The organism is Streptomyces sp. 8N706 (assembly GCF_052245415.1).
In the GTDB taxonomy this organism is placed as follows: Bacteria; Actinomycetota; Actinomycetes; order Streptomycetales; family Streptomycetaceae; genus Streptomyces.
On sequence record NZ_JBQQBW010000022.1, the window covers coordinates 22502 to 40365 of the forward strand.

19 protein-coding genes are annotated in these 17864 nt (G+C 71.1%); 13 read left to right on the forward strand and 6 right to left on the reverse strand.

Translation table 11 applies throughout. The features are described from left to right. Positions 1-30: 30 nt before the first annotated feature. From ACTWQE_RS11245 to ACTWQE_RS11290, 10 genes are all read left to right on the forward strand, one after another. Positions 31-1146, forward strand: a complete 1116-nt coding sequence (locus ACTWQE_RS11245) for a SchA/CurD-like domain-containing protein (protein ID WP_443328732.1) — start codon at positions 31-33, stop codon at positions 1144-1146. A gap of 72 nt (positions 1147-1218) precedes the next feature. Next, complete coding sequence (locus tag ACTWQE_RS11250) at positions 1219-1653, forward strand: cupin domain-containing protein (RefSeq protein ID WP_443328733.1); 435 nt, start codon at positions 1219-1221, stop codon at positions 1651-1653. Further along, the gene (locus ACTWQE_RS11255) at positions 1650-2918 is read left to right on the forward strand and encodes a beta-ketoacyl-[acyl-carrier-protein] synthase family protein (protein ID WP_443328734.1); all 1269 of its coding nucleotides are present in this window, start codon (positions 1650-1652) and stop codon (positions 2916-2918) included. Before ACTWQE_RS11250 ends, ACTWQE_RS11255 begins: the two co-directional genes overlap by 4 nt. Further along, positions 2915-4162 carry a ketosynthase chain-length factor gene (locus ACTWQE_RS11260; protein WP_443328735.1) on the forward strand — a complete coding sequence of 416 codons (1248 nt, stop codon included), beginning with the start codon at positions 2915-2917 and terminating at the stop codon, positions 4160-4162. Before ACTWQE_RS11255 ends, ACTWQE_RS11260 begins: the two co-directional genes overlap by 4 nt. Positions 4163-4187: 25 nt before the next feature. After that, a complete protein-coding gene (locus ACTWQE_RS11265; RefSeq protein ID WP_443328736.1) occupies positions 4188-4448 on the forward strand; it encodes an acyl carrier protein in 261 nt (86 codons plus the stop codon). Position 4449: 1 nt separating this feature from the next. Next, entirely contained in the window at positions 4450-4935 is a 486-nt protein-coding gene (locus ACTWQE_RS11270) for an SRPBCC family protein (protein ID WP_443328737.1), read from the forward strand. A gap of 83 nt (positions 4936-5018) precedes the next feature. Continuing rightward, the gene (locus ACTWQE_RS11275) at positions 5019-5351 is read left to right on the forward strand and encodes a TcmI family type II polyketide cyclase (RefSeq protein ID WP_443328738.1); all 333 of its coding nucleotides are present in this window, start codon (positions 5019-5021) and stop codon (positions 5349-5351) included. 34 nt (positions 5352-5385) lie between these two features. Next, entirely contained in the window at positions 5386-7098 is a 1713-nt protein-coding gene (gene accD / locus ACTWQE_RS11280; RefSeq protein WP_443328739.1) for an acetyl-CoA carboxylase, carboxyltransferase subunit beta, read from the forward strand. Further along, a complete protein-coding gene (locus tag ACTWQE_RS11285) occupies positions 7095-7658 on the forward strand; it encodes an acetyl-CoA carboxylase biotin carboxyl carrier protein (protein ID WP_443328740.1) in 564 nt (187 codons plus the stop codon). The genes accD and ACTWQE_RS11285 overlap by 4 nt, the downstream gene beginning before the upstream one ends. A 5-nt stretch (positions 7659-7663) precedes the next feature. Then, positions 7664-9046 (forward strand): acetyl-CoA carboxylase biotin carboxylase subunit, encoded by a 1383-nt coding sequence (locus tag ACTWQE_RS11290; RefSeq protein ID WP_443328741.1) that lies wholly within the window; start codon positions 7664-7666, stop codon positions 9044-9046. Between the two features lie 13 nt (positions 9047-9059). Here ACTWQE_RS11290 and ACTWQE_RS11295 read toward each other — a convergent pair whose 3' ends face one another. The 6 genes from ACTWQE_RS11295 to ACTWQE_RS11320 form a co-directional block, all read right to left on the reverse strand. Next, a complete protein-coding gene (locus ACTWQE_RS11295) occupies positions 9060-10091 on the reverse strand; it encodes a methyltransferase (protein WP_443328742.1) in 1032 nt (343 codons plus the stop codon). A gap of 37 nt (positions 10092-10128) precedes the next feature. Next, complete coding sequence (locus tag ACTWQE_RS11300; RefSeq protein ID WP_443328743.1) at positions 10129-11364, reverse strand: right-handed parallel beta-helix repeat-containing protein; 1236 nt, start codon at positions 11362-11364, stop codon at positions 10129-10131. Between the two features lie 68 nt (positions 11365-11432). Continuing rightward, on the reverse strand, positions 11433-11642 hold the full coding sequence (locus ACTWQE_RS11305) for a hypothetical protein (protein ID WP_443328744.1): 210 nt from the start codon (positions 11640-11642) through the stop codon (positions 11433-11435). 205 nt (positions 11643-11847) lie between these two features. Continuing rightward, the gene (locus ACTWQE_RS11310; protein ID WP_443328745.1) at positions 11848-12405 is read right to left on the reverse strand and encodes a DM13 domain-containing protein; all 558 of its coding nucleotides are present in this window, start codon (positions 12403-12405) and stop codon (positions 11848-11850) included. A 183-nt stretch (positions 12406-12588) separates the two neighbouring features. After that, positions 12589-13593, reverse strand: a complete 1005-nt coding sequence (locus tag ACTWQE_RS11315) for an ATP-dependent DNA ligase (protein WP_443328746.1) — start codon at positions 13591-13593, stop codon at positions 12589-12591. Between the two features lie 130 nt (positions 13594-13723). Beyond that, positions 13724-14749 carry an ABC transporter substrate-binding protein gene (locus ACTWQE_RS11320; protein WP_443328747.1) on the reverse strand — a complete coding sequence of 342 codons (1026 nt, stop codon included), beginning with the start codon at positions 14747-14749 and terminating at the stop codon, positions 13724-13726. Between the two features lie 123 nt (positions 14750-14872). Between ACTWQE_RS11320 and ACTWQE_RS11325 the strand changes: the two genes are divergently transcribed. From ACTWQE_RS11325 to ACTWQE_RS11335, 3 genes are read left to right on the forward strand one after another with little or no spacing between them, the layout of a single operon-like run. Further along, complete coding sequence (locus tag ACTWQE_RS11325) at positions 14873-15937, forward strand: FecCD family ABC transporter permease (RefSeq protein ID WP_443328748.1); 1065 nt, start codon at positions 14873-14875, stop codon at positions 15935-15937. Beyond that, positions 15934-16965 (forward strand): FecCD family ABC transporter permease, encoded by a 1032-nt coding sequence (locus ACTWQE_RS11330; protein ID WP_443328749.1) that lies wholly within the window; start codon positions 15934-15936, stop codon positions 16963-16965. Before ACTWQE_RS11325 ends, ACTWQE_RS11330 begins: the two co-directional genes overlap by 4 nt. After that, entirely contained in the window at positions 16962-17846 is an 885-nt protein-coding gene (locus ACTWQE_RS11335) for an ABC transporter ATP-binding protein (RefSeq protein ID WP_443328750.1), read from the forward strand. The genes ACTWQE_RS11330 and ACTWQE_RS11335 overlap by 4 nt, the downstream gene beginning before the upstream one ends. Positions 17847-17864 lie beyond the last annotated feature (18 nt).

Below are 17864 nucleotides of genomic sequence, written 5' to 3' on the forward strand. Positions count from 1 at the left end.
GCCGAACCCCGTTCGAAGGAGATGTGGAAGATGACAACGCTGTCAGAAAGAGTGTCGCAGTCGGCCTTCGACGGCTCCAGGCTTCGAGTGATCCTGCTGCTGGACATCCAGGACGGTGCCCAGCAGCGCTTTCTGGACGCCTACGAGCTCCTCCGCAACCGGGTGGCCTCCGTGCCCGGGCACATCAGCGACCAGCTGTGCCAGTCGATCGAGAACCCCTCGCAGTGGCTCATCACCAGCGAATGGGAGAGCGCACCGCCTTTCCTGGCGTGGGTGAACAGCGAGGCGCACGTCGAGATGGTGCAGCCGCTGCACGGCTGTGTGCGCGATACCCGGTCCCTCCGCTTCAGCGTTCTGCGGGAGACCTCCGGAATGGCCTCGATCTCCCGCGAGTCCAAGGGACGGTTCCAGACCGCCCCCCGGATCGGCGACGGTGTGGTCCGGCACGCCCTCACCTTCACCGTCAAGCCCGGCAGCGAGAGCAAGGTCGCCGAGATCCTGGCCGGGTACGCCTCCCCGGCGGCGCAGGTCGACGAGACCACCCGGCTGCGCCGCACCTCGCTGTTCATGCACGGCAACCGCGTCGTGCGCACCGTCGAGGTGCAGGGAGACCTGGTGGCCGCGCTGCGCCATGTGGCCCGGCAGCCCGAGGTCAGAGCCGTCGAGGAGGCGATCAACCCGTATCTGGAGCAGCACCGCGACCTCGGCGATCCGGAGTCCGCGCGCGTGTTCTTCACCCGGGCCGCCCTCCCCGCGGTGCACCGGGTGGCATCGGACGGCGTGGAAGCGGCCGACGTAGCGCGGCACGCGCTGATCTACCCCGCCAAGGAAGGCTGCGGGATGGCCGTGGCCCGGCTCCTGGCCCGCCACGACGAGCAGACCGCCGACACCCCGCGGAGCCCCGTCGTGGGGAGCACCATCTTCCAGCGCGACGACATCGTGGTCCGCATGATCGATGTGCGGGCACCGATCGAGAAGGAGCCGGTGCTGGCCCTGGGCATCAGCGGCCGCCGCACGCCCGCGGTGCTGAGCAGGCTGCTCGATCTCCCGGCGGACCACGACCTGACGCGCAAGCAGGGCGTGCTGCGCTTCCTCTCCCACTGCGGCATGGACCCGATCACCGACCGCCGCGCCTCGGATTCCTGACGTGCCGCAACGCCCGTCGTGCCCGCCCCCCGCACACCGCGGCCGGCACAACGCCACCTGGAGGTAACCATCATGTCCCCGCACGCACTTCGCATCGTGGATCTCTCCGAGACCCAGCCCAACCGCCGGCGCGGAGGAGACCTGCGCGCCATGCTCACCCCCAGCGCGGTAGGCGCCACCAGCGGCTTCATGGGTCTGGCCATCGTGCAGCCCGGCGAGCGCATCGGCGAGCACTACCACCCGTACTCCGAGGAGTTCGTGTACGTGGTGAGCGGCGCGCTGGAGGTGGACCTGGACGGTGAGCCGCACCCGCTGCGGCCCGACCAGGGCCTGCTGATCCCCCCTCATGTGCGGCACCGGTTCCGCAACGTCGGGGACGACGAGGCCCGCATGGTCTTCCACCTCGGCCCGCTGGCGCCCCGCCCCGAGCTCGGGCACGTCGACACCGAGGGGACGGAGGGCACCGCACAGGCGGACCCCCCTGAAAGGGCGGAGTCGGTCTCATGACGCGACACGTGGCAGTCACCGGAGTCGGCATCGTCGCCCCGGGCGGAATCGGGGTACCGGCGTTCTGGGACCTCCTCTCCAGCGGACGTACGGCCACCCGGGGCATCACGCTCTTCGACCCCACGGGGTTCCGCTCGCGCATCGCCGCCGAGTGCGACTTCGACCCCGCCGCTCACGGCCTGGACGAGGAGGAGGTCGAACGCGCCGACCGGTACGTCCAGTTCGCGATGGTGGCCGCCGAGGAGGCCGTACGCGACTCCGGCCTCGATCTGGAGAAGGAGGACCCCTGGCGCATCGGGGTCTCCCTGGGCACCGCCGTCGGCGGGACCACGCGCCTGGAGCACGACTACGTCAAGGTCAGCGGTGCCGGCGAACGCTGGGACGTGGATCACCGGCCGGCCGGCCCCCATCTGCACCGGGCCTTCTCGCCGAGTGCGCTCGCGTCGGAGGTGGCCGAACAGATCAGCGCCTTCGGCCAGGTGCAGACGGTCTCCACCGGATGCACCTCCGGCCTCGACGCGATCGGCTACGCCTTCCACGCCATCGAGGAGGGCAGGATCGACGTCTGTGTCGCCGGCGCCTCGGACTCGCCGATCTCCCCCATCACCGTGGCCTGCTTCGACGCGATCAAGGCGACCTCTCCCAACAACGACGACCCGGCCCACGCCTCCCGGCCGTTCGACGCCCACCGCGACGGGTTCGTCATGGGCGAGGGCGGTGCCGTACTGGTGCTCGAGGAGCTGGAGCACGCCCGCGCCCGCGGAGCGCGCGTCTACTGCGAGATCCGGGGCTACGCCACGTTCGGCAACGCCCACCACATGACCGGTCTGACCCGGGAGGGCCTGGAGATGGCCGAGGCCATCAACCGCGCCCTGCACCACGCCCGGCTCGACAGCTCGGAGATCGACTATGTCAACGCGCACGGTTCCGGGACCCAGCAGAACGACCGGCATGAGACGGCCGCGGTGAAGCGGTCGCTGGGCGCGCACGCCTACGAGGTGCCGATGAGCTCCATCAAGTCCATGGTCGGCCACTCGCTCGGGGCGATCGGGGCCATAGAACTCGTGGCGTGCACCCTCGCCATGGCCCACGGAGTGGTCCCGCCGACCGCCAACTACGAGACCCCGGACCCGGAGTGCGACCTCGACTACGTGCCCCGGACCGCACGCTCCATGCCGCTGCGGACCGTGCTCTCGGTCGGCAGCGGTTTCGGCGGCTTCCAGTCCGCCGTGGTCCTGAGCACAGCACGCGGGAGGACGCGATGAGCGCCCGGCAAGACCGGAATCCGGTCGTGACCGGCCTCGGTGTCGTCGCCCCCAACGGGGTGAGCACCGACGCCTTCTGGAAGGCGACGAAGGAGGGGGTCAGCGTCCTGGACCTGGTCTCCCGCGAGGGGTGCGAGCAGCTGCCGCTCCGGGTGGCCGGAGAGGTCCGCGGATTCGACCCCGGGGCGGTCATCGAGGAGCGCTATCTGGTCCAGACGGACCGGTTCACCCACTTCGCGATGGCGGCGGCGAGTCTGGCCCTGGAGGATGCCCGGCTCCGCTGCGACGACGACGGGTCGCCCTACCGCGTCGGCGTCGTGACCGCCGCCGGCTCCGGCGGCGGCGAGTTCGGCCAGCGGGAGCTTCAGCGGCTGTGGGGACAGGGGTCGCGCTACGTCGGCCCGTACCAGTCCATCGCCTGGTTCTACGCGGCCAGCACCGGGCAGATCTCGATCCGCGGCGGCTTCAAGGGGCCCTGCGGAGTCGTGGCCAGCGACGAGGCGGGCGGTCTGGACGCCCTCGCGCACGCGGCCCGCAACATCCGGCGCGGCACCGACGCGGTCGTCGTCGGTGCCGCGGAGGCGCCGCTCGCGCCGTACTCGATCGTCTGCCAGCTCGGGTACGCGGATCTCAGCAGGTCCGCCGACCCGCTCGCCGCCTATCTGCCCTTCACCACCGGCGCCTGCGGATTCGTACCTGCCGAGGGCGGCGCCATGCTGGTCGTCGAGGAGGAGGCGGCGGCCCAGCGCCGGGGAGCCCGGGTCCGGGCCCATGTGGCCGGTCACGCCGCGACCTTCACCGGGGCGTCCCGCTGGGAGAAGTCCCGGGAGGGTCTGGCCCGCGCGATCCGGGGCGCTCTGGCGGACGCCCGGTGCGCACCGGAGGAGATCGACGTGGTCTTCGCGGACGCGCTCGGCGTACCGGCGGCGGACCGTGCCGAGGCGCAGGCGATCTGCGACGTCCTCGGCAGGCGCGCGCCACGGGTGCCCGTCACCGCCCCCAAGACCGGGACCGGCCGGGCGTACTGCGGCGCTCCCGTGCTCGACGCGGCGGCCGCGGTGCTGGCCATGGAACACGGCGTCGTCCCGCCCACGCCCAATGTCGTCGACGTATGCCATGACCTCGATCTGGTCACCGGTGGTGCCCGCCCCGCGGAACTGCGGACGGCGCTGGTGCTGAGCCGTGGACTCATGGGCTCGAACGCGGCGCTCGTGCTGCGGCAGGGCACCGCCATCCCCTCGTGACCGTGTGAGAAGGAGGACTTCCCCCATGACCGCTCAGCAGCTGACCTTCGCCGAGCTGGCGTCGTTGATGAAGAACGGCGCCGGCATCTCGGTCGACCCCCAGGAGATGGAGAGCCGGCCCGACTCCACCTTCGCCGAGTACGGCCTGGACTCGCTCGGCCTCCTCGGCATCGTGGGCGAGCTGGAGAACCGCAACGGCCGGCCGATGCCCCCCGACGCGGAGCTGTGCAAGACGCCGCACGACTTCATCGGCCTCGTCAACACCGCCCTCACGGCAGGAGCGTGACATGTCCGCACACACGGAGAACGAGATCACCATCGCCGCCCCCCTGGACCTCGTCTGGGACATGACCAACGATCTCGAGAACTGGCCGCAGCTGTTCAGCGAATACGCGGCGGTCGAGGTGCTCACCCGGGACGGCAACCGGACCACCTTCCGCCTGACCATGCACCCCGACGAGAACGGCAAGGTCTGGAGCTGGGTCTCCGAGCGGGTGACCGACCGCCCCGGGCTCACCGTCCGCGCCCGCCGCATCGAACCCGGGCCCTTCCACCACATGGACATCCGGTGGGAGTACGCCGAGACCCCGGACGGCACCCACATGCGGTGGTTCCAGGACTTCGCGATGAAACCGGAAGCCCCGGTCGACGACGACGGGATGGCCGACATCATCAACCGCAACTCCCGGATCCAGATGCAGCTCATCCGCGACAAGGTCGAGCAGCGCGCCCGCGAGGGCGGGCTGCGTACCGCCCCCGTCATGCCCAACTGACACCCGGTGCCCCGGCGGGGGCCGTCGACCGGACCCCGCCGGGGCACCGCTCCGTATCCAGCCCGACGAAGGGACTGACTCTCATGCACCGAGCACTGATCGTCGCCCGTATGGCACCGGGCTCGGCCCCGGACATCGCCGATGTCTTCGCCGACTCCGACCGGGGCGAGCTGCCGAGACTGATCGGCGTCACCGGACGGAGCCTGTTCCAGTTCGGCGATGTGTATCTGCATCTGATCGAGGCCGAGAGGCCGCCCGGCCCCGAAGTCGCCCGGCTGGCGGACCACCCGGAGTTCCGGGACATCAGCGAACGGCTCTCGGTCCACGTCGCGGCGTACGACCCGGCGACCTGGAGGAGCCCGAAAGACGCGATGGCACACGAGTTCTACCGCTGGGAACGCGACACCACCGTGTGACGCGAAGCGCGGACACAGCGAAGGAAGAGCCGACATGGTCCAGTGCGATGAGAGACCGGCCGACCGGGCGCCGTCGTGGGTGCGCTGCGAACGCTGTGCCGAGCTGGTCTACGGCAAGCGGTTCGGCCGGACGCTGAGCGTATGCCCGGGCTGCGGCTGGCACGCGCACCTGACGGCCCCCCAACGGTTGGACCAGCTGCTCGATCGGGGCTCGACGTCGCCGGTCGGCCAGGTGGAACCCGTCCACGATCCGCTGGAGTTCACCGACACCCGGCCCTACCCGGACCGGCTGGCGGACGCCCGGGCGGCGACCGGTCTGCGGGAAGCGGTCGTCTGCGTCCGGGGGAGCATCGAGGGGCGGCCCCTCGTGGTGGCGGCGATGGACTTCCGTTTCCTCGGCGGCAGCCTGGGGTGCGGCGTCGGTGCTCTCATCACCGAGGCCGCCCGGACGAGCCTGCGGCAGCGGATCCCTCTGCTGCTCGTCACCGCGTCCGGCGGCGCCCGTATGCAGGAGGGCGTGATGGCCCTCATGCAGATGGCGAAGACGGCGCAGGCGCTCACGGAACTCGACGAGGCGGGCGTCCTCACGCTGTCCCTGATCACCGACCCGACCTACGGAGGGGTGGCCGCGTCCTTCGCCACACTCCCGGACGTGATCATCGCCGAGCCGGGCGCGCGGCTGGGCTTCGCCGGACCGCGGGTCATCGAGCAGACGACGGGCCAACGGCTGCCCGAGGGCTTCCAGACCGCGGAGTTCCTGCTCGAGCACGGCATGGTGGACAACGTCGTACCGCGGTCCGCCCTGCGGGCCACGCTGGGCCGGCTGCTGGCCCTGGGGTCGCCGTCGAGGCGACCGCCTCGGGATGTGGCCCCCGCGTCCTCCGGCCGGATCCTGCGCCGCCCGGAGGAGGTGGCGCAGCGGGACTCCTGGGAGGCCGTACGGCTCGCCCGGCATCCCGAACGCCCCACCACCCTCCACTACGCCGACCATCTGCTCGAGGACTTCCATGAGCTGCACGGCGACCGGCTCGGGGCGGACTGCCCCGCGATCGTCGGCGGACCCGGCCGGCTGAACGGCCTGCCCGTGATGCTGATCGGCCATCACAAGGGCGGCCCGGGCCTCGCCGAACGGCAGCACCGCTCGTTCGGTATGGCCACCCCCGCCGGCTACCGCAAGTCCGCCCGGCTGATGCGGATGGCCGAGAAGCTCGGCCTGCCGGTGATCACCCTCATCGACACGCCCGGTGCCGCCCCCGGCGCCGAGTCGGAGAAAGGCGGCCAGGCCGTCGCCATCGCGGAGAACCTCCGGCTGATGTCCCGGCTGAAGGTGCCCGTCGTCGCCGTCCTCACGGGTGAGGGCGGCAGCGGCGGCGCGCTGGCACTGGCCGTCGCGGACCGGGTGCTCATCAGCGAGAACGGTCTGTACTCGGTCATCTCCCCGGAAGGCTGCGCCGCGATCCTGTGGAAGCAGCCGGAGGCCGCGCCCGCCGCGGCGGCGGCCCTGCGGCTCGACGCACGCGAACTCCTCCGCCTGGGGATCGTCGACGGTGTGGTCCCCGAACCGCCGGGCGGAGCCCATGGCGACCACGCGGCGGCCGCGGCCCTGCTCCGGGACGCGCTGGGCGCGGCCCTCGACGACCTTGTCCCCTACGAGCCCGAGCGGCTGCTCCTCGAACGCAGAAGTCGCTTCCAGCGCTTCGGCGTCGAGACCCGCATCCCCTCCGGAACCGGAAGAGGTACCCCGTGACCCCGCACCCCAACACGACGGAACATCGCGAGAACGGCCGGCGCCCCGCCCTCGGCGGAAACGGATTCACCGCCACCGACCTCACCCCCCTCGGGCACGCGGACCTGGACTCGGTCTGCCGGAGCGTGATGGAACTGGCGAGGACCGCGCCGAGACCGCCCCTGAGGATCAGGCTCCAGCACGGCCAGATGACGGTCGAGATGGAGTGGCCGGACTCCGTCGCCGGCTCCGGAACGCGCACCGAACAGCCGGTCCATCAGCCACGGACTCCATCCGCCGGCCCTCCCCCGGCGGCGCAGGACGAGGTGCGGTATCTCCTCGCTCCGACGGTCGGCACCTTCTACCACGCCCCCGAGCCCGGAGCGCCGCCCTTCGTCTCCGTCGGCGACGTGGTCCGCCCCGGGCAGCCCGTCGGGATTCTCGAGGTGATGAAGATGATGAGCACCGTCGAGGCGGACGCCGCGGGCCGGGTCGTGGAGTTCCTCGCGCCCGACGCCCAACCCGTCCAGTTCCAGCAGCGCCTGCTCGCCCTGGAACCGCTCCACGACGCGGAGGCGTGAGCCCGATGTTCAGCACCGTTCTCATAGCGAACCGGGGGGAGATCGCGCTGCGCATCGCCCGCGCCTGCCGCGAACTGGGCATGCGTACGGTGGCGGTGTACTCCACCGCGGACCGTGACTCCGCCGTGGTGCGCTTCGCCGACGAGGCCGTACACATCGGTCCCGCACCGCCGAAGGCCAGCTATCTCCATGTGCCGGCGATCATCGAGGCGGCCCTGCTCTCGGGGGCGCAGGCGATCCACCCGGGGTACGGCTTCCTCTCGGAGGACCCCGACTTCGCCGAGATCTGCGAGGCGAACGGCATCTTCTTCATCGGCCCGTCGCCGCAGGTGATGCAGCAGCTCGGTGACAAGGCGGCGGCCCGCTCACTGATGGCCGGGGCGGGGCTGCCCGTACTCCCCGGCAGCACCACGGCCCTGGCGACTCCGGCGGAGGCGAAGGAGATCGCCCAGCAGACCGGTTTCCCCGTCATCCTCAAGGCCGCCGCCGGTGGCGGGGGCCGGGGCATGGCCATCGTGCGCGACCCCGACGACCTCCTCACCGCCTACAAGGAGACGCGTGCGCACGCCTACGCGGTCTTCGGCGACGACCGGCTGTATCTGGAGCGGTTCATCGAGGACGCCCGCCACGTCGAGGTGCAGGTGCTGTGCGACCGGCACGGGTCGGCGGTCCACCTCGGCGAGCGCGACTGCTCGGTGCAGCGACGCCACCAGAAACTGGTCGAGGAGGCACCGGCGCCGAATCTGCCCGCCGAACTGCGTACGGCGATGTGCGAGTCGGCGGTGCGCGGCGCCCGGTCGGTCGGCTACGTCGGGGCGGGTACGTTCGAGTTCGTCCTGACGCCGTCCCACGAGTTCTATCTGATGGAGATCAACTGCCGGCTCCAGGTCGAGCACCCGGTCACCGAGATGGTCACCGGGGTCGACATCGTCCGCGAGCAGATCCTCGTCGCGGCGGGACTGCCGTTGAGTGTGAGCCAGGCCGATGTCGCACCCCGCGGTGTGGCCCTGGAGTGCCGGGTCAACGCCGAGGACCCGGCCCGGGACTTCGCCCCGGCCCCCGGCCTCCTCACCGAGTTCGTCCCGCCGTCAGGTCCGTTCGTACGGGTCGACACCCACGCCGGCCCGGGCTGGCGGATCGGTCCGGACTACGACTCCCTGCTGGCGAAGACGGTCGTCTGGGCCCCGGACCGCGATCAGGCGCTGGCCCGTATGGACCGCGCGCTGGGCGAGTTCCGGGTCGTCGGCGAGGGGGTCCGCACCACGGTCGGCTTTCTGCGAGAGACGCTCGCACGGCCGGAGTTCCGGGCCGCGGAGCACACCACGGCGCTGGTCGCCCGGATACTGGGAGCCCGGGGGACGTCGTCCGAACGTCCTCCGGGCTCCTGAACAGCGCGCGCGCTCAGCCCTTCACGGTGCTGTCGAACGCGTGCAGATAGGCGTTGACGGGGCGGACCTCCCCCACCCGCAGACCCGCCTCCGTCATCCGGCTGACCAGGCTCTCCTTGGAGTGCTTGGCCCCTCCGACGTTGAGCAGCAGCAGCAGGTCCATGGCGGTGGTGAACCGCATCGAGGGAGTGTCGTCGACGAGGTTCTCGATGACGATCACCCTGGCGCCCGGGCGTGCGGCCCGGACGACGTTGCGCAGGGTCCTGCGGGTGCTGTCGTCGTCCCATTCGAGGATGTTCTTGATGATGTACACATCCGCCTGGACCGGGACCTCCTCGCGGCAGTCCCCGGGAACGATACGCATCCGCTCGGCGAGCGGTCCGCCGTCCCGCAGCCTCGGGTCCGCGTTGGCCACCACGCTGGGCAGATCGAGCAAGGTGCCCTGGATGCCGGGGTGTTTCTCCAGCAGACCGGCGATCACATGCCCCTGGCCGCCCCCGATGTCGGCGACCGTGGTCACTCCGCGGAGGTCGAGCAGGCCGGCGATGTCCTGAGCCGACTGCCTGCTGGAGGTGGTCATGGCCCGGTCGAACACCTGGGCCGAATCAGGTGCGTCATGGTGCAGATACTGGAAGAAGTCCTTGCCGTACAGGTCGTGGAAGACGTTGCGGCCGGAGCGCACCGCTGCGTCGAGCCGCGGCCAGGCATCCCAGGTCCACGGCTCGGTGCACCACAGGGAGATGTACCGAAGGCTGTTCGGTGCGTCCTCCCGTAGCAGCCGCGACATCTCGGTGTGGGTGTACCGGCCGTCCTCGGTCTCGGCGAAGACGCCGTAGCAGGCCAGGGCCCGCAGGAGCCGTTGCAGTGGCTGCGGCTCGGTCTTCACCTCGACGGCCAGTTCCTCGGCGGTGGCGGGCTTCTCTCCCAGCGCGTCCGCGACGCCCAGTCGGGCAGCGGCGCGCAGGGCCGCGGCGCACGCCGCCCCGAAGATGAGTTCCCGAAGGTGCATGGCCGGCTGGGTGGTCGTGGGACTTCCCGTGGTCATACCGCCTCCTTTCTCCCGGCGCGTGGAATGGCACCGGTCAGCACGGGCCGGCCTTCTTCGAGACGCCACACACGTTGCGGTTGAAGGTGTTCGTTCCGGTGTCGGCATCGACCAGGTCCGCAGGCTTGTTTCCCAGCGAGACGTTGTAGCTGATGACGTTCCGCTCGTTCTTGGCGCCCACGAAGCTGGGGAAGAGAACGATTCCGCCGGACAGCGGGGACTCGCCCACATGGCCCCGGACCATGTTTCCCTTCACCAGGGTTTCCTCGGCACCGGTGAGGACGATGCCGGAGCCCTGGATGTAGGGGAGGCGGCTGTTTCCCTTGCAGTACTTGTTGTTCTCCGCCACGTAGTTGCCACGGATCGTCAGAGCTCCGGCCCGTGGCTTCGACTCGTCTCCCACGACGAACACTCCACCGCAGTTTCCGGTGAGGGTGTTGCCGCGGACCACCAGGTTTCTGACCCGCCGGATGGTGACGCCGATACGGTTGCCCGTCAGGGTGTTCCCTCTGATCACGGCACCGTGGGTGTCGATGGAACCGCCCTCCCGTTCCACCGTGTTGGCCACGAAGATGCCCGACTCGGCATTGTCCCTGGCGGTGTTGAGCCGGAAGACGCCCCGGGTGGACTTCTGCTGGGCGATGCCCCACTGCCCGTTGTTGCTGGCAGTCACCCTGCGGACATCCAGCCCGTCGGTGTCCGTGGCCCAGATGCCGTTCTTCTTGAATCCGGTGACCGTCAGCGAGCGGATCCGGACGTTGTCGACCGGGTTCTTGGCCGTACCGCTGACGCAGATGCCGTTCCCGGCCGTCGCACAGGCATTCACGGCCCGCTTGGTGGTGGACTTGTTGGCCTTGGCCGTGGCCTTGGCCGTCTTAACCTTGCTTGCCGTGGCCTTGGCGGTCTTGGCCTTGCTTGCCGTGGCCTTGGCCTTGCTGGTCTTGGTCTTACTTGTCTTGGCCTTGGTGGCCTTGCTGGTCTTGGGCTTGGGCTTGCTGCTCTTGGTCTTGGCCTTCGTCACCGCCGGTTTGAGGATCGTCCCCGTGCCGGATCCGCGGAGGGTCACGTTCGATGTGGTGATCTCGACGCTCTCCCGGTAGGTTCCGGGTGCGATGGTGATGGTGTCCCCCGGTTGCGCGGCGTCCACCGCCTTTTGAATGGACTCGCCCGGGCGGACGTGGAGTCGGCTGTCGGCACTGGCCGCCGGAGCGGTACCCAGTCCGGTGACGACAACGGCAGTTACAACGCCGAGGCGCTTCATATGATTTTTCATGCCACGAAGCTATGGCCGATCTCCACGGTCCGCCACATGGAGTGACCCAAGGGTCACAGCGAGCCACATCAGGGGCTCTCCCCCGCGGGGCTCTCCGGCCGCACCACCGGCGGACCGGCATGCTCTCCGGCCGTGGAGGCCGCCGCCCCGGGAGAGTCCACCGGCTCCGGAGCACCGCCGGAGGACGCCTCGGCGTCCTCCTCGTCCGGTGTCTGCGCCACCAACAGGGCCGCCAGACTGGCCGGCAGAAACCACAGTCGAACAGGCGAGGGAGTCATACGAAAGCCAACGGCTCGACACTCCCCGGCGACACCCCCCGCGGGCCGCGAACGCGTATGACCACCCGAACGGCCGTCGTGCGGCGGTCCGTCGGGCGCCGTCGGACACGGGCGAAGCGCTCCACCAGGCGTGTCGGGTGCGCGCTCCGCCGGCCGTGTCAGGTGCGGGCGAGCTCCGCCGGGGCACGTCGGGCAGCCGGGGGCGTCACGTACGGGTGAGGCGAGCCGCCCCGAAGGAGACGTCGAAGCGGTCGCACCAGATCGTCACGCTGGTGTACCGGCTGAGATCGACGTCCGGCGGCAGCCGGTAGTTCTGGCTGCCCTTGTTGCCCTTGAGTTCCCCCAGGCTCCTGTGGGCCCCGTCATCGAAGACGTGCCACTTCTCCTCACCGGGCTCGACCGGGGCGTCGGTGATCCATACGTGCAGGTCCGGACCGTTGCTGGTGTCCAGGTCCTCCAGCCGCAGCACCTTCGCCCCATTGGTCTCCTGAAGGATCAGCACCCTTCCGCTGGTGGAGTGCTCCTGGCTGATCAGCCGGCCGGTGGCGAGCACCTCGGGCCCGGCCGGGTCGGGCGATCCCGTCGGCGCCTGCGGCCGCCCGGTGGCGTCCGCCACGCCGGGCGGCAGATCCTCCCGCACCGTCTGATCCACCCACAGCTTCCACGGCTGGAACCAGAACAGACCGAACGCGGCCGCCGCGAGACCGATGACCAGCACCGCGATGACCACCGGCTTCCGCAGTACGCGCAGCAAACGGTTCATGATCGCCTCCCGGATCCGGACGCCTCCGCACCATTCAACGCGTCACGGGTCCGCCCCGGGGCGGACCGGGGATGACGGAAGTCTTACGGCCGACCTCTTACGGCCGTTCGGCAGACACCGCGGGCGACGGTCGGCCCGGCCTGTCCGGACGAGCCCCTGGCCACCCGTGGACGCCGGCGCGGTTCAGCCGGACGTGGGACGCAGGCCCTCACCGAAGGCAGGGACATCGCCGGGGTCGACGTCCGGGCGCAGCCGTACCACTCGTACGGGGTGGCGCCACCGACCGGCGTCCACGGCGACGTCGCCGTGGAATTCCACGACGTGCTCGGGCTCCACCGGGGCGAAGTCCAGCGGCTCCCGGCTCCCCCAGGAGGCGGAGATACGGGCGCCGGCCCACGGATGGCCGGCTCCGGCCGGGGTGAGCAGACGGCCCAGGTCGCGCCGGAGCGTACTGGCCAGCGGCGTGCTGCGCGCGGCCAGGCGCAGGATGCCCTCGGCGTCGTAGCGGCCGAGCAGGACGGTTTCCGGGGCGTGGACGGGGCCGGTGACAGCGCCGACGACCGCCTCGCTGGTCTCCCTGGCCCGGACCTTGAGCCAGCCGCGGCGTCCGGGCTGGTACGGCTGGTCCCAGCCCTTGGCGACGACTCCTTCCACGCCGACCGGGCCCCAGAGGGTCAGCCACTGCTCGGCCTCCTCGCGATCGCTCGTCACCGGGGACAGGGTCCACGGCGAGGTCAGGTCATGAGTGGCGAACAACTCCTCCAGTGCCGCGCGGCGGACCCGGTAGGGCTCGCGCAGCAGCTCCCTCCCGCCCCGCTGGAGGAGGTCGAAGGCGACATAGTGGGCCGGCTGGACGTGGGCCAGACGGCGGGTGGTGCGTGCCGCGCGGTTCAGGCGCTGTTGCAGCGCACCGAACTCCAGCCGGCCGCCGACCATGATGACCGCCTCTCCGTCGAGAACGACGTCCTCCGGAAGCGCCGCCGCGGCGTCGGCGATCTCGGGGAACGCGGCGCCGAGGTCATGGCCCGCCCGCGACTGCACCCGGACGGAGCCGGCGAGACGGAAGACCAGGAGGCGGAATCCGTCGTACTTCGGCTCCAGGGCGAGGCCGCCGGGGAGTGCGCCGGGCGCCGGGAGATTGTCGGTGGCCTTGGCGAGCATCGGTTCGATCGGTGGGGTCAGTGCCACGGGACCAGTGTGGAACGATCAGCCACGAAACACCCGTACAGGGCACGAGGGTGTCGTTGCGGTGGCGGTGGCCGTACGGGGGTGCGGGCGAGGCCGCCGCGGCCGCGGCCCGCCCCTCCGTGCCGGTGCGTCAGCTGACCTTCCGGGCTCCCCGGATGGCCCTGGCCAACGATTCCAGGAGCGGGGCGGCGCCCGCGTACGAGAATCGGGGAACGGCGTTCCAGGAGGCGACCTGGCCCGCCTTGACCGCCGGAAGCCTCGACCAAGCGGGCTTGGACATCAGGTCCTTGGGCTGCAGAGCCGTGGTGCGGTTGTCCAGCAGCACCAGGTCGGCCCGGTACTTGTCCGCGGTCTCCCAGCTGAGGCTCTCGAAGTAGCCGCCCTTGTCGAGCTTCTCCGGGACGACGAGGTCGACGCCGAGCTCCCGGAAGTACAGCAGATCGGTGTTGTTCTTCGGATTCGAGACATAGAACAGATCGGCGCTGCCGGAGGCGGCCATGACGGTGAGTCCCCCGCTTGCCTTGGCGGCCTTGCGCACCGTCTCGGCCGCGGCCTCGAAACGGTCCTTGGCCTCGGTGACCTTCTTGGCCTTCCGGTCGGCACCGAGGGACTCGGCGAGCTTCGCGTAGTGCCTGATCGGCTCCGGCAGGGGGACGCGCGCGGTGGTGACGGCGGCGCTGGGGGCGAGCTTCAGGATCTTCTTACTGCTCTCCGTCGGCACATACCAGAGGGCGTTCGGGTCGTACATGTGCGTGATGAGCAACTCGGGGCGCAGGGCCGCGTACTTCTCGATACTGAACTCGCCCCAGACGTTGCCGAGGATCTCCACCGCGTCGACGTCGAGGTCCCCCGCCTGCTGGTCCGGCTTGCCGTTCTTGAGCTTGGTCTCGCCGAAGACCCCGACGATCTCGTCCTCGAGCCCGAAGTCGTGCAGAGCGGCCGCCGCGCCGGTGAAGGCCACGATGCGCTTCGGGGTGCTCGGCGCGGTGACCTTCCTGCCGCGGCCGTCGGTGAACGACCAGGCGCCGCCCTTGCCGCCGCTCCGTGACCCGTCCGAGCTTCCTCCACAGGCGGTCACCAGGGCGCCGACGCCCAGGGCGCCGCCCGCGGCGAGCAGACCACGGCGGGAGAGTCGGTTCGGGCGGACTTGTGACATGGCAGTGTCTTCCTCTCGTGCGAGGGGGGCTCAGCGGACGAACGTTGGTTAGGTTAACCTAACCTAAGTTGTTGTCCGCAGGCCGGAGCGGCGTCCGCTGCCCGGCCCGTATCGGAGCGGTCCGTGTCCTTCACCAAGTCACCGCAGGTCGCCGGGGATTCAACGGCCGAGCCGCCGCCCCGTACACGGCCGCCCGGCGGTCGCCGGGCCCCGCACACCGTCGGTCTCGTCTGCGCGCTGCTGCTTCTGCTCGCCGTTCTCGCGCTCAGCATCGCGGTCGGCGCGAGGCCGCTCTCCCTCGGCGAGGTCTGGCACGCCCTCGTCGACAGCGACGCCTCCGCGTACACCGTGGTGCACGAGATGCGCCTGCCCCGCACCCTGTTGGGAGTGCTGGCCGGAGCGGCACTGGGTCTCGCCGGCGGTGTCCTGCAGGCGCTGACCCGCAATCCGCTGGCCGACCCCGGACTGCTGGGCATCAACGCGGGCGCCTCGGCGGCCGTGGCGTCGGCGATCTCCTTCCTCGGAGTGACGACCTTCGAGGGCTATGTCTGGTTCGCCTTCCTCGGCACGGCGGTCGTGTCGGTGCTGGTGTACGCGGTCGGCGGCGGCCGCGGAGCGACCCCCGCCCGTCTGGCCCTCGCCGGCGCCGCGCTCAACGCCGCCCTCACCTCGTATGTGAGCGCGGTGATGCTCCTGGACGCCAACTCCCTGGACCGTATGCGCTTCTGGACGGTGGGCTCGCTGGCCGGCGCCCAGGCCGGAACGGTGGTGAAGGTGGCGCCGTTCGTGGCGGCCGGGCTGCTGCTCACGCTGGCGCTGGCGCGGCCGCTCAACGCCCTGGCGCTGGGCGACGACGCCGCGCGGGCCCTCGGCGCCCGTCCCTCCCTCGTCCGTGGACTCTGCATCGTCGCGGTGACGCTGCTGAGCGGAGCGGCCACCGCGGCGTGCGGACCGGTCGTCTTCGTCGGGCTGATGGTGCCTCATCTGGTACGGGCCCTCACGGGCCCCGACCTTCGCCGGCTGCTCCCCTACTGTGCGGTGCTCGCGCCCGTCCTGCTGCTCGCCGCGGACGTGCTGGGCCGGGTGCTCGCCCGGCCGAGTGAGCTCCAGGTGGGGATGGTGACCGCGGTGCTGGGCGGCCCGGTCTTCCTCTTCTTCGTCACCCGGCGGAAGGTGGCACAGGCGTGAGCGTCATACGGATCGCGGGCGGCCTCTCACTGCGCTTCCGCCTCCGGGCGCTGGTGACGGGAGCGGGATGCGCGCTACTGGCCCTCGCCGTCGGCGTGTTCGCGATCGGGAGCGGCGACTATCCGCTGAGCCCGGCACAGGTGCTCCGCACGCTCATGGGTGACGGTGCCCCGGCGGATGCCTTCGTCATCCAGGAGCTGCGGCTGCCCAGAGTGGTCACCGCTCTCCTGGCCGGGGCCGCGCTGGCGCTCGCGGGGGCCGTCTTCCAGTCGCTGGTGCGCAACCCCCTGGGCAGCCCCGATGTGCTCGGATTCACCCAGGGCGCGGCGACCGGCGCGCTCACCGCGATCGTGGTCCTCGGGGGCGGCAGCCTGGCACTCGCGGGCGGAGCGGTGATCGGAGGCGTGGTCACCGGTGCGGTGATCTACGCGCTGGCCTGGCGGCGGGGGCTCCATGGATACCGTCTCGTCCTCACCGGCGTCGGCATGGCGGCCATCCTGACGGGGGTCAACGGCTATTTACTGACGAGGGCTCAGATCACCGATGCGGCACGGGCCGTGCTCTGGCTCACCGGGAGCCTGGACGGGCGCGACTGGGACGACGCCCTGCCCCTGCTGGTCACCATGGCCGTACTGGTGCCGCTGGTCGTCCTCGGCTGCGGAAGAGCGCTGCGGATGCTGGAGATGGGCGACGACGCGGCGTCGGCCCTGGGCGTACGGGTGGAGCGGATCCGTCTCGTCCTGCTGGCAGCGGCGGTCCTGCTGGCGTCCTTCGCGGCGGCCGCCACCGGCCCGGTCTCCTTCGTCGCCCTCACCGCACCGCAGTTGGCGCGGGGGCTCACCAGGGCACCGGGGCCGAATCTGCTCCCCTCCCTGTGCATGGGAGCGGCTCTGCTGGTCGGCGCCGACTGGATCGCACAGCGGCTCGTCCCCGGGCACCAGCTGCCGGTGGGCGTGGTCACGGGCGTGCTGGGCGGCGGCTATCTGGTGTGGCTGCTCGCCACGGAGCGCAGGGCTGGCCGGATATGAGGGACACGAACGAGAGCGAGAACGGAGTGCGGGCCATGGGCGACGACGGAGCGCGGCTGAGCGGGAGCGGGCTGACCCTCGCGTACGAGCGGCGGACGATCACCGAAGGGCTGACCGTCGCCGTACCGGACCGTTCCTTCACCGTCGTCGTGGGGCCGAACGCCTGCGGCAAGTCCACCCTGCTGCGGGCTCTCTCACGGACGCTGAAGCCGGCCGCCGGGACCGTACTCCTGGACGGCCGGGACATCGCCGGGATCCCCGCGAGGAAGGTGGCCCGGACGCTGGGTCTGCTGCCCCAGTCGTCCATCGCACCGGACGGGATCACGGTCGCCGATCTGGTCGCGCGGGGACGGTACCCGCACCAGGGGTTGCTGCGGCAGTGGTCGAAGGAGGACGAGCGGATCACGGGCGAGTCCATGGCGGCGACGGGCGTCGCGGATCTGGCGGACCGTCCGGTCGACGAACTGTCCGGCGGGCAGCGGCAGCGCGTGTGGATCGCGATGGCGCTCGCCCAGCAGACGCCACTGCTGCTGCTGGACGAGCCGACGACGTATCTCGACATCGCCCATCAGATCGAGGTGCTCGACCTGTGCGCACGGCTCCACCAGGAGGAGGGGCGCACCCTGGTGGCCGTGCTGCACGATCTGAACCACGCGGCCCGGTACGCCACCCATCTGATCGCGATGCGGGACGGACGGGTGGTGGCGGAAGGGGCGCCGAAGGAGATCGTGACCGCGGAGCTGGTGGAGGAGGTGTTCCGGCTGCCGTGTCAGGTGATCGACGACCCGGAGACGGGAACTCCCCTGGTGGTCCCCGCCGCTCGGCGCCGTACAGCCGCCCGCCGGCCGGACACCGCCGGACGCGTGGTCGCGCCGCGCTGAGCGCCGGCCGTCCGGGGG

Bases quoted from the DNA above. Each gene is read 5' to 3' on its own strand.
- ACTWQE_RS11245 (WP_443328732.1), top strand. From the start codon at position 31: ATGACAACGCTGTCAGAAAGAGTGTCGCAGTCGGCCTTCGACGGCTCC.
- accD (WP_443328739.1), top strand. From the start codon at position 5,386: ATGGTCCAGTGCGATGAGAGACCGGCCGACCGGGCGCCGTCGTGGGTG.
- ACTWQE_RS11290 (WP_443328741.1), top strand. From the start codon at position 7,664: ATGTTCAGCACCGTTCTCATAGCGAACCGGGGGGAGATCGCGCTGCGC.
- ACTWQE_RS11265 (WP_443328736.1), top strand. From the start codon at position 4,188: ATGACCGCTCAGCAGCTGACCTTCGCCGAGCTGGCGTCGTTGATGAAG.
- ACTWQE_RS11300 (WP_443328743.1), bottom strand. From the start codon at position 11,364: ATGAAAAATCATATGAAGCGCCTCGGCGTTGTAACTGCCGTTGTCGTC.
- ACTWQE_RS11295 (WP_443328742.1), bottom strand. From the start codon at position 10,091: ATGACCACGGGAAGTCCCACGACCACCCAGCCGGCCATGCACCTTCGG.
- ACTWQE_RS11335 (WP_443328750.1), top strand. From the start codon at position 16,962: ATGAGGGACACGAACGAGAGCGAGAACGGAGTGCGGGCCATGGGCGAC.
- ACTWQE_RS11320 (WP_443328747.1), bottom strand. From the start codon at position 14,749: ATGTCACAAGTCCGCCCGAACCGACTCTCCCGCCGTGGTCTGCTCGCC.
- ACTWQE_RS11250 (WP_443328733.1), top strand. From the start codon at position 1,219: ATGTCCCCGCACGCACTTCGCATCGTGGATCTCTCCGAGACCCAGCCC.
- ACTWQE_RS11270 (WP_443328737.1), top strand. From the start codon at position 4,450: ATGTCCGCACACACGGAGAACGAGATCACCATCGCCGCCCCCCTGGAC.
- ACTWQE_RS11275 (WP_443328738.1), top strand. From the start codon at position 5,019: ATGCACCGAGCACTGATCGTCGCCCGTATGGCACCGGGCTCGGCCCCG.
- ACTWQE_RS11310 (WP_443328745.1), bottom strand. From the start codon at position 12,405: ATGAACCGTTTGCTGCGCGTACTGCGGAAGCCGGTGGTCATCGCGGTG.
- ACTWQE_RS11305 (WP_443328744.1), bottom strand. From the start codon at position 11,642: ATGACTCCCTCGCCTGTTCGACTGTGGTTTCTGCCGGCCAGTCTGGCG.
- ACTWQE_RS11260 (WP_443328735.1), top strand. From the start codon at position 2,915: ATGAGCGCCCGGCAAGACCGGAATCCGGTCGTGACCGGCCTCGGTGTC.
- ACTWQE_RS11255 (WP_443328734.1), top strand. From the start codon at position 1,650: ATGACGCGACACGTGGCAGTCACCGGAGTCGGCATCGTCGCCCCGGGC.